The sequence below is a fragment of the Tepidiphilus thermophilus genome, from assembly GCF_001418245.1.
GTDB lineage: Bacteria > Pseudomonadota > Gammaproteobacteria > Burkholderiales > Rhodocyclaceae > Tepidiphilus > Tepidiphilus succinatimandens.
Map to the genome: position 1 here is coordinate 30,331 of NZ_LIPU01000011.1, position 11,636 is coordinate 41,966.

The 11,636-nt window shown below is 65.5% G+C and carries 13 protein-coding genes and 1 tRNA gene; 2 read left to right on the forward strand and 12 right to left on the reverse strand.

What is annotated here, in order from left to right; all coding sequences use genetic code 11:
- Positions 1-11: 11 nt before the first annotated feature.
- From ASC37_RS08705 to rpsU, 6 genes are all read right to left on the reverse strand, one after another.
- Positions 12-290, reverse strand: a complete 279-nt coding sequence (locus tag ASC37_RS08705) for a Txe/YoeB family addiction module toxin (protein WP_055424015.1) — start codon at positions 288-290, stop codon at positions 12-14.
- On the reverse strand, positions 280-537 hold the full coding sequence (locus ASC37_RS08710) for a type II toxin-antitoxin system Phd/YefM family antitoxin (protein ID WP_055424016.1): 258 nt from the start codon (positions 535-537) through the stop codon (positions 280-282). The genes ASC37_RS08705 and ASC37_RS08710 overlap by 11 nt, the downstream gene beginning before the upstream one ends.
- Before the next feature lie 232 nt (positions 538-769).
- Positions 770-842 (reverse strand) — tRNA-Ile (locus ASC37_RS08715).
- Between the two features lie 64 nt (positions 843-906).
- Positions 907-2,943 carry an RNA polymerase sigma factor RpoD gene (rpoD, locus tag ASC37_RS08720; RefSeq protein WP_055424017.1) on the reverse strand — a complete coding sequence of 679 codons (2,037 nt, stop codon included), beginning with the start codon at positions 2,941-2,943 and terminating at the stop codon, positions 907-909.
- A 105-nt stretch (positions 2,944-3,048) separates the two neighbouring features.
- Positions 3,049-4,878, reverse strand: a complete 1,830-nt coding sequence (gene dnaG, locus ASC37_RS08725; RefSeq protein WP_055424018.1) for a DNA primase — start codon at positions 4,876-4,878, stop codon at positions 3,049-3,051.
- Between the two features lie 132 nt (positions 4,879-5,010).
- The gene (gene rpsU, locus ASC37_RS08730) at positions 5,011-5,223 is read right to left on the reverse strand and encodes a 30S ribosomal protein S21 (RefSeq protein ID WP_028874628.1); all 213 of its coding nucleotides are present in this window, start codon (positions 5,221-5,223) and stop codon (positions 5,011-5,013) included.
- Positions 5,224-5,351: 128 nt separating this feature from the next.
- On the opposite strand from rpsU, the gene tsaD reads away from it, so the two are divergent.
- A complete protein-coding gene (tsaD, locus tag ASC37_RS08735; protein WP_055424019.1) occupies positions 5,352-6,371 on the forward strand; it encodes a tRNA (adenosine(37)-N6)-threonylcarbamoyltransferase complex transferase subunit TsaD in 1,020 nt (339 codons plus the stop codon).
- On the opposite strand, the gene plsY is transcribed toward tsaD, so the two are convergent.
- On the reverse strand, positions 6,362-6,985 hold the full coding sequence (gene plsY / locus ASC37_RS08740) for a glycerol-3-phosphate 1-O-acyltransferase PlsY (RefSeq protein WP_055424020.1): 624 nt from the start codon (positions 6,983-6,985) through the stop codon (positions 6,362-6,364). The two genes, tsaD and plsY, sit on opposite strands and share 10 nt — an antisense overlap.
- An 80-nt stretch (positions 6,986-7,065) precedes the next feature.
- Here plsY and ASC37_RS08745 point away from each other — a divergent pair, with 80 nt between their 5' ends.
- Positions 7,066-7,422 carry a dihydroneopterin aldolase gene (locus tag ASC37_RS08745; RefSeq protein ID WP_055424021.1) on the forward strand — a complete coding sequence of 119 codons (357 nt, stop codon included), beginning with the start codon at positions 7,066-7,068 and terminating at the stop codon, positions 7,420-7,422.
- A 54-nt stretch (positions 7,423-7,476) separates the two neighbouring features.
- Here the strand turns inward: ASC37_RS08745 and ASC37_RS08750 are convergent, their stop codons facing one another.
- The 5 genes from ASC37_RS08750 to ASC37_RS08770 form a co-directional block, all read right to left on the reverse strand.
- Positions 7,477-7,800 carry an H-NS histone family protein gene (locus tag ASC37_RS08750; RefSeq protein ID WP_072247973.1) on the reverse strand — a complete coding sequence of 108 codons (324 nt, stop codon included), beginning with the start codon at positions 7,798-7,800 and terminating at the stop codon, positions 7,477-7,479.
- Positions 7,801-7,869: 69 nt separating this feature from the next.
- Positions 7,870-8,820, reverse strand: a complete 951-nt coding sequence (gene xerD / locus ASC37_RS08755; RefSeq protein ID WP_082438438.1) for a site-specific tyrosine recombinase XerD — start codon at positions 8,818-8,820, stop codon at positions 7,870-7,872.
- Entirely contained in the window at positions 8,784-10,064 is a 1,281-nt protein-coding gene (locus tag ASC37_RS08760) for a glutamate-5-semialdehyde dehydrogenase (protein ID WP_055424023.1), read from the reverse strand. Before ASC37_RS08760 ends, xerD begins: the two co-directional genes overlap by 37 nt.
- 25 nt (positions 10,065-10,089) lie before the next feature.
- Positions 10,090-11,115 (reverse strand): DNA polymerase III subunit delta, encoded by a 1,026-nt coding sequence (gene holA / locus ASC37_RS08765; RefSeq protein WP_055424024.1) that lies wholly within the window; start codon positions 11,113-11,115, stop codon positions 10,090-10,092.
- Complete coding sequence (locus tag ASC37_RS08770; RefSeq protein WP_055424025.1) at positions 11,112-11,630, reverse strand: LPS-assembly lipoprotein LptE; 519 nt, start codon at positions 11,628-11,630, stop codon at positions 11,112-11,114. The genes holA and ASC37_RS08770 overlap by 4 nt, the downstream gene beginning before the upstream one ends.
- Between the last annotated feature and the right edge of the window lie 6 nt (positions 11,631-11,636).

An 11,636-nucleotide genomic window follows, 5' to 3' on the forward strand; every position in this document is an offset into this window, starting at 1 on the left:
GGTTTACTTGGTTACTGGTAGTGGTAACGACAAGCAATCACTACCAGGGCCTGCGCATCCACGCAGTAGACCAGCCGGTGGGTATCGTCAATGCGCCGCGACCAGAAGCCCGAAAGGGTTTCCTTGAGAGGTTCGGGTTTGCCGATGCCTTCGAATGGGTGGCGCAGGCAGTCCTTGATCAGGGCATTGATGCGCTTGAGCGTCTTGCGGTCCTGGCTTTGCCAGTATTCGTAATCCTCCCAGGCGGCCAGGGTCCAGGTGAGCTTCAGTAGCTTGTCTTCACTGGGCATCGACCAGGTCCTGCTGCTTCACCTGTCCCTGGCGGTACTGCTCGATCGAGCGGGCCAGGTGTGCCGCATTGGCAGGCGATTTCAGCAGATGGACAGTTTCCATCAGGCCGTTGAATGTGTCCAGCGACATCACCACCGCATCGGGGGCATCCCGGCGTGTGATGACCGTGTAGTCGGCATCGTCGATGACCTGATCGATCACCTTTTTAAGGTTGTTTCGTGCCTCAGAGAAATTCACTACGCGCATGACGAGAGCCCTGCTTCTATTGTGCGATTTACTGTACAACTATAACGCATTGCGTGCATGCGTGCAAGAGGGTGGGCTCATAACGGGAGGATGGTGCGGTACGAGGTGGCAGCGGGTGTGATCGAAGCGAACCATGGGTTCAACCGTCCTCTCCCTACCCGAGAGGTACACTGCACGTACGCGGCAGATTTTCGAGTATGACGACGAAGCAGTAACTTATTGATTTTCTTGATGGGCCCAGCTGGATTCGAACCAGCAACCAACGGATTATGAGTCCGCTGCTCTAACCGTTGAGCTATGGGCCCAGCAGCGAAGATTATCGCATGAAAAAGCCCCGCCCAGAGGGCGGGGCCGAGGCGGTGAGAGGCTTCAGACTTCGTTGTCGAGGAAGCTGCGCAGGCGCTCGGAGCGGGTGGGGTGGCGCAGTTTGCGCAGGGCTTTGGCTTCGATCTGGCGGATGCGCTCGCGGGTGACGTCGAATTGCCGCCCGACTTCTTCGAGGGTGTGGTCGGTGTTCATCTCGATGCCGAAGCGCATGCGCAGCACCTTGGCTTCGCGCGGGTTGAGCGTTTCGAGCACTTCGCGCGTGGCTTCGCGCAGGTCGGCGATGAGCGCGGCATCGACCGGGGCGAGCACGGAGGTGTCCTCGATGAATTCGCCCAGATGCGAATCCTCGTCGTCGCCGATGGGCGTCTCCATGGAGATCGGTTCCTTGGCGATCTTGCGGATCTTGCGGATCTTTTCTTCGGGCATCTCCATGCGGCGCGCGAGTTCGGCGGCGTCGGGCTCTTCGCCCGTCTCCTGCAGGATCTGGCGGCTGATGCGGTTCATCTTGTTGATGGTCTCGATCATGTGCACCGGGATGCGGATGGTGCGGGCCTGATCGGCGATCGAGCGGGTGATGGCCTGCCGGATCCACCAGGTGGCGTAGGTGGAGAATTTGTAGCCACGGCGGTATTCGAATTTGTCGACGGCTTTCATCAGGCCGATGTTGCCTTCCTGGATGAGGTCGAGGAACTGCAGGCCGCGGTTGGTGTATTTCTTGGCGATCGAGATGACGAGGCGCAGGTTGGCTTCGATCATCTCGCGCTTGGCGGCGCGCATCTTGGCTTCGCCCATGGACATGCGTTTGTTGATGTCCTTGAGTTCCTTGAGCGGAATGCGGGCGCGTTGTTCGATCTCGCGGATGCGGTTCTGCTCTTCGAGTACGGAAGGGTAGATTTTGACCATCGACTCGGACCAGGGTTTGCCGGCTTCGATCTCGCGGGTGATCCAGTCGAGGTCGGTTTCGTGCTCGGGGAAGACCTTGATGAAGTAGTCCCGCGGCATGGTGCCGATCTCGGTGCACAGCTTCGAGACCGCCCGTTCGTGCTGGCGCACCTGTTCGATCATGCTACGGATGACGTCGCACAGTTGTTCGATGTAGCGGGCGGTGAAGCGGATGTGCAGCAGTTCGCCGGCGATCTGGTCGCGCAGCGCGGTGTAGCGCGGATCTTCGCTGCCGTAGGCTTCGAGCGCGCGGTCGAGCTCGGCGTAGAGGCTGCGCATGCGCTCGAAGTGCTGCATGGCGCCGCGTTTGAGCTCGGCGAGGTTGGCGGCCTGGATGCGGGCGGCGCGGTCTTCGTCGCTTTCGTCGTCCAGATCCCCTTGGGCTTCGGTTTCGCCGTCTTCGGCGGCTTCTTCGTCGACTTCCGCTTCGTCTTCTGCGAGGGCATCGAGGTCGACGTCGGTCGCGGCCGCTTCGGCTTCGCTGTCTTCTTCGGCAAGCGGCGCGAGATCTTCATGGTCGATGAGGCCGTCGACGACTTCGTCGATGCGGATTTCGTCGCGCTCGATCTTGCCGATGGTCTCGATCATGTGCGCGATGGTGAGGGGGCAGGCGGCGATGGCCTGCACCATGTTCTTCAGGCCTTCTTCGATGCGTTTGGCGATCTCGATCTCGCCTTCGCGCGTGAGCAGCTCGACCGAGCCCATTTCGCGCATGTACATGCGCACGGGGTCGGTGGTGCGGCCGAATTCGGAGTCGACCGAGGAGAGCGCCTGCTCGGCTTCTTCTTCGATGTCGTCATCCGCACCGCCCACGGCAGGGGCTTCGGCCATGAGCAGCTCTTCGGGCGCGGGGGCTTCTTCGAAGACCTGGATGCCGAGGTTGTTGAAGGTGGTGATGATGCCTTCGATCTGCTCGGAGTCGACGATGTCGTCGGGCAGATGGTCGTTGATCTCGGCGTAGGTAAGGTAGCCGCGTTCCTTGCCCAGCGCGATGAGCGCTTTGATCTGGGTGCGGCGCTTTTCGGCGTCGGCCGGAGAATGATTGGCGGCCACCGCTTCGATGAAGGCGCTCTCGGCCTTGGGATTGGCGCGCTTGGAGGATTTGCGCTTGAGGGAATTCTTGGGAGTTTGAGCCATGGCAGCAGCGTGTTTTTCCCGGAAAAACCAACGATTATAAACGACTCGCCGCACATCGGGCGGCTTGCTTTTTTGTTATAGCAGCTTCGACACCCGGCGTCGCTTCTAGGGAGGTTGGGGAGCGGGAAGCGTACCCAAGGTGCCGACGGGGGTGAGACGGGCTTTCTCGCGCAAAAGTTCGCCGATGCGCAGGGTTTCCTCTGGCGTGAGCTTGCGCTGGCGGCCGAGGGCGATGAGGGAATCGATCTCGCGCTCGAGGCGGCGGCGGCGCAGGGTGTGTACGACGTCGTTCAGGGTGGATTCGGCGTCTTCCCAGGAGTGCGTTTCTTCGAGGAGCGCCGCGGCGTGGCGGGAGAATGCTTCGCCATGCTCGCTGCTGCGGAAGTGCTCGACGAGGATGGCGGGGGTGGCGCTCGCATCGAGCGTGCCGACTTCGATGGCGTCGATGAGCGCGGCGCAGGCGCGCCATTCGGGTTCGGGCTCGTCGAGTGGCAGGAGTTCGACCGGGAGCCGGGCGGCGAGCAGCGGATGGGCGATGAGTAGCCGCAGCAGCAGCGCGGCGAGCGGCAGAGGGGCGCGGCGGGCGGGCGGGCGGGCGCGGCGCGGCGGTGCCGCCCGGGGCGAGGAAGGGGGGGCGGCTTCTGCGGGCGGAATCCACTCGTGCAGGGTTTCGATGGCGAGCCCGGTGCGATCGGCAAGTTCCTTTTCTAGCTGCAGACGCAGCATGGGGGCGCGGATTTTGGCGATCAGCGGCTTGGCGAGGTGGGCGAGCCGGGCGCGTCCTTCGGCGGTGTGCAGGTCTTCGTCCCGCGTGAGTTCGTCGAAGAGGTACGTGGTGAGCGGTTTGGCCGCGTCGGCGATGAGGGCACGGAAGGCGTCGGCGCCGTTCGCGCGCACGAAGCTGTCGGGGTCGTGTTCGGGAGGGAGGAAGACGAAACGCAGGCGGCTGTCGTCCTTGAGCGCTTCGAGGGAGTTTTCCAGGGCGCGCCAGGCGGCGCGGCGGCCGGCTTCGTCGCCATCGAAACAGAAGACGACGTGGTCGGTGAGTGCGAGCAGCGTGCGCACGTGCTCGCCGGTGGTGGCGGTGCCCAGCGCCGCGACGGCGTTGGTGAGGCCGTGCTGGGCGAGCATGATGACGTCGACGTAGCCTTCGGTGACCAGGGCAAAGCCCGCCTCGCGGATCCCGTCGCGTGCGAGCGCCAGGCCGTAGAGCGTGCGGCCTTTCTCGAAGAGGGGGGTCTCGGGGGAGTTGAGGTACTTCGGTTCGCCGCCGTCGAGGCTGCGCCCGCCGAAGGCGATGATCTTCCCCTGTCGGTCGTGAATGGGAAAGATGAGCCGGTCGCGGAATCGGTCGTAGCGTTTGCCGCTGTCGGGGTTGGCGATGACGAGGCCGGCTTTTTCGAGCAGCGGCTCGCCGTAGTGGGGGAAGACGGCAGAGAGCGCCTGCCATTCGGGCGGGGCGTAGCCCAGGCCGAAACGCTCGGCGGTGGCGGGAAGGATGCCACGCTGTTCGAGGTAGGCGCGGGCTTTGGGGCTGCGCTCGAGGCTGCGGCGGTAGAAGTCGGCCGCTTTGGCGTGCGCTTCCAGCAGGAGCTGGCGCTCGCTTTTTTGCTGTGCGGCTTCGGCGGCGGAGAGTGTGCCTTGGGCGCGCGGCACCTGCATTCCCGTTTCGGCAGCGAGTGCTTCCACCGCCTCGACGAAGCCCAGCCCTTCGTATTCCATGAGGAAGGTGATGGCGGTGCCGTGCGCGCCGCAGCCGAAGCAGTGGTAGAACTGCCGGGCGGGCGAGACGGAGAAGGAGGGCGTTTTTTCGCCGTGGAAGGGGCAGCAGGCGAAGTAGTTGGCGCCGGATTTCTTGAGCTTGAGGCGCTTGCCGACGACGTCGACCAGGTCGACGCGGGCGAGCAGCTCGTCGATGAAGTCGCGCGGGATCATGGCCGGACGACCAACGTCAGACGTCGGGCGATCGGCGTTCTTGGATGAGGACGGTGCCGGACGAGGGAGCGGGTCACGGCAGCAGAGGCGAAACAGGGGCTGACGCGCAGCGCCGCCCCAGCCTGAATTCCATCAATACATCTTGGGCGGCAACATTTGGCTGCGCAGGCGCTTTTGGTAGCGCTTGATCGCGGCGGCACGCTTGCGCTTGCGTTCGGCGGTGGGCTTTTCATAGAACTCGCGCTTGCGCAGCTCGGTGAGGATACCGGCTTTCTCGACCGTGCGCTTGAAGCGGCGCACGGCGACTTCGACGGGTTCGTTTTCTTTGACGCGGATACCGGGCATCTCGATCCTCGATTCGAATGGATGATACGAAAACTCGCATTATAAAGGTTGAGAAAATGGCTGGCAAGGCGATTTTCGCGCACGAGGCGAACGACGGTACAATTTTTGCTTTTGCGTGAGGACGGGGCGTGCGTATTCTCGGGATCGAGTCTTCGTGCGACGAGACGGGCGTGGCGCTCTACGACACGTCGCGCGGCTTGCTCGCGCATCGCCTGCATACGCAGGCACAGATGCATGCGACGTACGGGGGGGTGGTGCCGGAATTGGCGTCGCGGGATCACGTGCGGCGCTTGCCGGCGCTGGTGCGCGAGGTGATGGCCGATGGGCGCATGGATTGGACGGAGCTCGACGTGATCGCCTATACGGCCGGGCCAGGATTGGCGGGGGCCCTGCTGGTGGGGGCGAGTTTCGCAGAGAGCCTGGCATTGGCCCTGAACAAGCCGACGTTGCCGGTGCACCATCTCGAAGGGCATCTGCTCTCGCCGCTTCTGACCGAGCCGCGGCCGGAGTTCCCGTTTCTCGCCTTGCTCGTCTCGGGCGGGCATACGCAGTTGATGGCCGTCGAGGCGGTGGGGGATTACCGCCTGCTGGGCGAGACAATCGACGATGCGGCCGGAGAGGCGTTCGACAAGACGGCGAAGCTGTTGGGTCTGGGCTATCCGGGCGGGCCGGCGTTGGCGGCGCTCGCCGAACGGGGAGATCCCACGCGCTTTGCCTTGCCGCGCCCCTTGCTGCATGCGCCGACGCTGGACTTCAGCTTCAGCGGCCTGAAGACCGCAGTGGCGCTGAAAGTGGGTTCGCCCGACTGGCGAGCGGAGTATGCGGCGGATCTGGCGGCTGCTTTCCAGGAGGCGGTGGTGGAGGTGCTGGTGACGAAGACGGTGGCGGCCGTGCGCGCGGCGGGTTTGAGGCGCGTGGTCGTGGCCGGCGGGGTCGGGGCGAATCGCCGTCTGCGCGAAATGCTGGCCGAGGCCGGCGCGAAACAGGGGTTTGCGGTGTTCTATCCGGACGTGGCGCTATGCACCGACAACGGGGCGATGATCGCTTTTGCGGCGGCGCTGCGGCTGGAAGCGGGGGCAGAGGTGAAATGGGACCGTCGCATCGAGGTGCGTCCGCGCTGGGCGCTGGAGGGGCTTCGTCAGGGGTGATCGGCCGGGGGCTTGCGTTGGGGCCGTCCGCGGCCGAATTTGGGTTCGGTGCCGTTGAGCAGCTGGCGGATGTTGCGTCGGTGTCGCCAGAAGAGGACGGCCGACATGGCAGCGATGACGAGGATGACTTCACGGGGTAGGTCGAGCAGCAGGGCGAGGAAAGGGGCCCCGGCAGCGGCAGTGAGGGCGGCGAGCGACGAGTAGCGGGTGACGAAGGCGACGACGAGCCAGATGCCGGCCACGGCAAGCGCGAGTGCCGGCTGCAGGCCGGCGAGGACGCCCAGCGCCGTGGCGACGCCCTTGCCGCCGCGAAAGCGCAGGAAGAGGCTGTAGACGTGCCCGAGGAAGGCGGCGAGCCCGGCGAGCGCGGCGACCGTGACGTCCGCGCCCAGCCGATGCACGAGCCAGACGGCGAACCAGCCTTTGGCGGCGTCGCCTGCGAGCGTGAAGAGCGCCGCGGCCTTGTGGCCGCTGCGCAGCACGTTGGTGGCGCCGGGGTTGCCCGAGCCGTAGGAGCGCGGATCGGGCAGGCGAAAGAGGCGGCTTGCGAGGATGGCGAAGGGAATCGAGCCGATCGCGTAGCCCATCAGGACGAGAAGCAGGATCTTGGGCATCGTGCGATGATCCGGAGGAAAGTATCTTAGTTTACCCCAGCTTTGACGGGGGCGTTGCAACGGCGAAGAAGGAAGGAAAGATGGACAGTATCTTCATCGAGGGGCTGCGGGTAGAGGCGCGGGTGGGGGTGTATGCGCGCGAGCAGGTGGCGCCGCAGTCCTTGACGATCGACTTGAGTCTGGGCATTCCGCCCGAGGCCGGGCGAGGCGATGAGTTGGCGACGACGATCGATTACGCCCGCGTGATCGACCGGGTGAAGGAGGAGCTTGCCGGACGGCATTTCCGTTTGCTCGAGCGGCTGGGGGAGCATCTGGTTGGGATGCTTTTTGCCGAATTCGACGCTTCCTGGGTACGCGTGAAGATCGCCAAGATTGGCGTGCGCCCGGAGGTGAAGAACGTGGGAATCCTCTTGGAACGGAGGCGGGATGTGGGGTGAAAAGCAGAAAGAAAAACCGCCGGCGGGAGCCGGCGGATCGAGCGCTTCAGGCGATCATTTGATTTCGAGTTCTTCGGCGGAACGACCGGAATTTGTCCACTCGGTGAACCATTTGGGCGCGCGGCCGTGGCCGTTCCAGGTGATGTTGGGATTTTCGGGGTGGCGGTATTTGGGCGGTTTTTTGCCGGAATCCCGTTCCTTTTTTTCTCCTTTCAGAAGCCCCAGGGCTTCGTCCAGCGAGATGCCCATTTCTTTGGCGAGCTGGGTGACTCGGGCTTTGAATTGGGCCCGGGCTTCGCGGCGGCGCCGTTCGAATTCGTGGTCGATGTCTTTCTTGAGCTGTTCGAGTTCTTCGATCGTGAGCGAGGTGAGATCCATGATGTTTTTCAAATGGAGTGGATGAAGCCGCTATTATAGCCAATATTTCGTTCTTGGAAAGGGCTCTTTTCATGCTCTGGGATGATGCTGGCGATAAAGGGCTTCCAGACGGGCTCGGGCGATGTGGGTATAGATTTGGGTGGTGGAAATATCGGCGTGCCCCAGGAGCAATTGCACGGCGCGAAGGTCGGCGCCGTGATCGAGCAAATGGGTGGCAAAGGCGTGGCGCAGGGTATGGGGGGAGAGGCGTTCTGGGGCAATGCCGCAGCGAAGCGCATGTTCCTTGATGATCTGCCAGCAGCGTTGCCGCGTCATGGCTTGGCCGTGGCGGTTGAGGAAAAGGGTCTCTTCCCGCTTTCCATTGAGAAGCACGGGGCGCGCTTCCTGCCAATAGCGTTCGAGCCAGGAGGCGGCTTCTTCACCCAGAGGAACGAGCCGCTCTTTGTTGCCTTTGCCGAGCACGCGCAGCCAGCCTTCGTTGCGCTCGATCTGGTGCGTCTGCAAGCCCACGAGTTCGCTCACGCGCAGTCCCGTGGCGTAGAGCACTTCGAGCATGGCTTTGTCGCGAAGCCCGAGCGGCGTGGTGACGTCGGGGGCGGCAAGCAGGCGCTCCACGTCTATTTCGGTGAGCGTCTTGGGGCGACGCGGCGGCAGCAGCGGCGGCTGCAGGGTGGCGGTGGGGTCGCGGGCGATGGCGCCTTCACGCAGCAGCCAGTGGTAGTAGCGCCGCCAGCTCGCGAGCAGCCGCCGCTGGCTGGTGGCCTTGTTGCGGCGGCTGAAGTCGGCGAGATAGGAGAGGAGCTCGGCGCTGCCCGCGGCGCGCGGGTCGAGCCCGGCGCGCTGGGCCCAGAGGAAAAACTGGCTGAGGTCGCTGCGGTAGGCGGCGAGGGTGGCCGGCGCGAGCCCTTCTTCGAGCCAAAGAGTCTGCACGAAGGCGTCGAGCGAGGCTTCCAGCGCCGGCGCGAGGGGCTCGGCCGTCTCGTTCAGCGCCGGATCTCGCCTTGGCCGAGCACGATCCATTTCTGGCTGGTGAGCCCCTCGAGCCCGACCGGGCCGCGGGCGTGGATCTTGTCGGTGGAGATGCCGATCTCGGCGCCGAGCCCGTATTCGAAACCGTCGGCGAAGCGCGTGGAGGCGTTGACCATCACCGAGGCGGAGTCGACTTCGCGCAGGAAGCGCATCGCGGCGGCGTAGTCTTCGGTGAGGATGGCGTCGGTGTGATGCGAACCGTAGCGTTCGATGTGCTCGATCGCCTCGTCGAGGTCGGCAACGACGCGGATGGCGATGATGGGGGCGAGGTATTCTTCGCGCCAGTCTTCCTCGGTGGCGGCTTTGAGGAGCGCCGCGGGCAGGCCGTGGCGCTGCAGCAGGGTGAGCGCGCGCGGGCAGCAGCGCATTTCGACGCCGTGCCCGGTGAACATGCGTCCGATCTCGGGGAGATGGCGCTCGGCCACCGCTTCGTCGATCAGCAGCGTCTCGGCGGCGTTGCACACGCCGTAGCGGTGCGTCTTGGCGTTTTCGACGATGGGGAGCACCTTGGCCGGGTCGGCGGCGGCGTGTACGTAGACGTGGCAGTTGCCGTCGAGGTGCTTGATGACCGGCACGCGGGCGTCTTTCATCACCGCTTCGATCAACCCCTTGCCGCCGCGCGGGACGATGACGTCGACCACTTCGGGTGAGGCGACGAGCCGGGGGACGAGCGCGCGTTCGGTGGTCTGGACGAGCTGCACCGCGGCAAGCGGCAGTCCGGCGGCTTCGAGCCCGGCGCGGATGCAGCGGGCGATCGCCTGGTTGCTCTGCAGGGCTTCCTTGCCGCCGCGCAGGATGGCGGCGTTACCGGACTTGAGGCACAAGGCGGCGGCATCGGCCGTGACGTTGGGGCGCGCTTCGTAGATGATGCCGATCACGCCCAGGGGCACGCGCATCTTGCCGACCTGGATGCCGCTGGGGCGGCGCTTGACTTCGTCGATCTCGCCCACGGGATCGGGCAGCGCCGCGACCTGGGCCACGCCTTTGGCCATCGTCTCCAGCCCTTTCTCGCTCAGGGTGAGGCGGTCGATGAGCGCGGGGGAGAGTCCCGCCTCGCGGGCGGCGGCGAGATCGGCGGCGTTGGCGGCGAGCACGTCGTCGCGCTGGCGCCGCAGCGTTTCGGCCGCGGCAAGGAGGGCGGCGTTCTTCGCCTGAGTCGAGGCTTTGGCCATGGCGCGCGCGGCCTGGCGGGCGGCGCGGCCGAGGTCGGCGAGGTAGCGGTCGAGTTCCGTCATGGCGTACTCCGGTGGTCGAATGGGATCAGGCAGCGCGGCCGCGGGGCGGGGCCGCGCTCAGGGAGAGGAGGAGTCGCTCGGCTTCCAGGGCGAAGTCACCGGTCTCGGCGCCCTTGGCGATGCGGTCGAGCCGGGCGCAGACGATGAGCGCGGTGCGCAAGGGCGGGAGCCTGCGGGCGCTGTGTTCGATGGTACGTTTTTCTTCGGGGCGGAAGACGCGTTCCTGGCGAAAGAAGGCTTCGAGCGGCGCGCCGCGTGCGAGCGCTTCCTGGGCGAGGGCGATGAGGCGCAGGGCCGAAGCGATCGCCCAGACGATGAGCGGGGCGGCGCAGCCCTCTGCCATGAGGGTGCGCAGCAGGCGCAGGGCGCGCAGCGCGTCGCCTTCGAGCACGGCCTGGCGCAGTGCCTCGGGGTCGTAGCGGGCGAGGTCGAAGACGACGGCGCGCACTTCTGCTTCCGGCAGCGGCCCCTCGGGGAAGAGCAGGGCGAGTTTTTCCAGCTCCTGACGCGCGGCGAGGAGATTGCCTTCCGTGCGTTCGGCGAGCAGGTGCAGCAGTTCGGGCGAGGCGCTCTGTTCCTGGCGGGCGAGGCGCTCGCGCCACCACTGGGGAAGTTGCTCGCGCGGCGGGGTGTTTGCCTCCACGACCACGGCGTGTTGCTCGAGGGCGGCGAACCAGGAACTTTTGCGTGCCTGCCAGTCGAGCGCACCGAGTGTGATGAGGAGGATCGTCTCGGGCAACGGAGCCTTTGCCCGTTCGGCGAGCCAGGAGGAACCTTCCGTGCCGGGCTTGCCTTGCGGCAGGCGCAGTTCGAGGAGGCGGCGAGCGGCAAAGAGCGAGAGGCTGTCGGCTTCCTGGCTGAGTCGTTCCCAGGAGAAATTGGCCTCGGCGACGAAGACGAGCCGCTCTTCGAAACCGAGCGCACGGGCGCGGGCGCGGATGGCGTCGGCGGCTTCCAGCACGAGCAGCGGCTCGTCGCCGTAGACCGCCCACACGGGCTCCAGCGTTTGGCGTTCGAGGTGGCGGGCAAGTCGCGCGAGGGGCAGCTTCATTTACGGCTGGCGATCGTGCGGCCGATCATGAGGAACATCTGGTCGACGAGCTGCTGGCGCATGTCGTCGTAGAGGAGCATCTCCTCTTTTTCCCGTGCAGTGATCAGATTGTCGTCGTAGCTGTAGTCGCGCTCGGCGCTGAGCTCGGTAGCGGGGAGGAGCTCCTGCCCTTCCTTGTCGAGCACGCGGAAACGCAGGGACGCCCGGATCAGGTATTCCCGCACCTTGCCGTCGGGAGTGAGCGAGAGGATGTCGCGCTCTTCGCGGTAGGAGAGGATGTCGAGGCGCAGCTCGGCTGCTTCGGGCGGCTCGACCCAGCGCGTTTCGCTGCCGGCAAGGCGCCGGGCGATCGCCCGCCCCAGCGGACTGGTGCGCGGGACGTTGTTGATCTGCACCGTGGGCGCGCCGAGCCCGGCCATGCCACGAGGCCGAAAGCCGCAGCCGGCGAGCGTCAATCCTGCGGCGGCGAGCAGCAGGCGGCGCCGGGAGACGGAACGAAGCGAAGGCTCGGGCATCGGGAT

What these genes read in the sequence shown, in the direction of transcription:
- ASC37_RS08760 (WP_055424023.1), bottom strand. Translation starts at nt 10,064, where the DNA reads ATGACGGAACTCGACCGCTACCTCGCCGACCTCGGCCGCGCCGCCCGC.
- ASC37_RS08750 (WP_072247973.1), bottom strand. Translation starts at nt 7,800, where the DNA reads ATGGATCTCACCTCGCTCACGATCGAAGAACTCGAACAGCTCAAGAAA.
- holA (WP_055424024.1), bottom strand. Translation starts at nt 11,115, where the DNA reads ATGAAGCTGCCCCTCGCGCGACTTGCCCGCCACCTCGAACGCCAAACG.
- dnaG (WP_055424018.1), bottom strand. Translation starts at nt 4,878, where the DNA reads ATGATCCCGCGCGACTTCATCGACGAGCTGCTCGCCCGCGTCGACCTG.
- xerD (WP_082438438.1), bottom strand. Translation starts at nt 8,820, where the DNA reads ATGGATCGTGCTCGGCCAAGGCGAGATCCGGCGCTGAACGAGACGGCC.
- ASC37_RS08705 (WP_055424015.1), bottom strand. Translation starts at nt 290, where the DNA reads ATGCCCAGTGAAGACAAGCTACTGAAGCTCACCTGGACCCTGGCCGCC.
- plsY (WP_055424020.1), bottom strand. Translation starts at nt 6,985, where the DNA reads ATGCCCAAGATCCTGCTTCTCGTCCTGATGGGCTACGCGATCGGCTCG.
- ASC37_RS08770 (WP_055424025.1), bottom strand. Translation starts at nt 11,630, where the DNA reads ATGCCCGAGCCTTCGCTTCGTTCCGTCTCCCGGCGCCGCCTGCTGCTC.
- rpsU (WP_028874628.1), bottom strand. Translation starts at nt 5,223, where the DNA reads ATGCCCGGTATCCGCGTCAAAGAAAACGAACCCGTCGAAGTCGCCGTG.
- rpoD (WP_055424017.1), bottom strand. Translation starts at nt 2,943, where the DNA reads ATGGCTCAAACTCCCAAGAATTCCCTCAAGCGCAAATCCTCCAAGCGC.
- ASC37_RS08710 (WP_055424016.1), bottom strand. Translation starts at nt 537, where the DNA reads ATGCGCGTAGTGAATTTCTCTGAGGCACGAAACAACCTTAAAAAGGTG.
- ASC37_RS08745 (WP_055424021.1), top strand. Translation starts at nt 7,066, where the DNA reads ATGGACAGTATCTTCATCGAGGGGCTGCGGGTAGAGGCGCGGGTGGGG.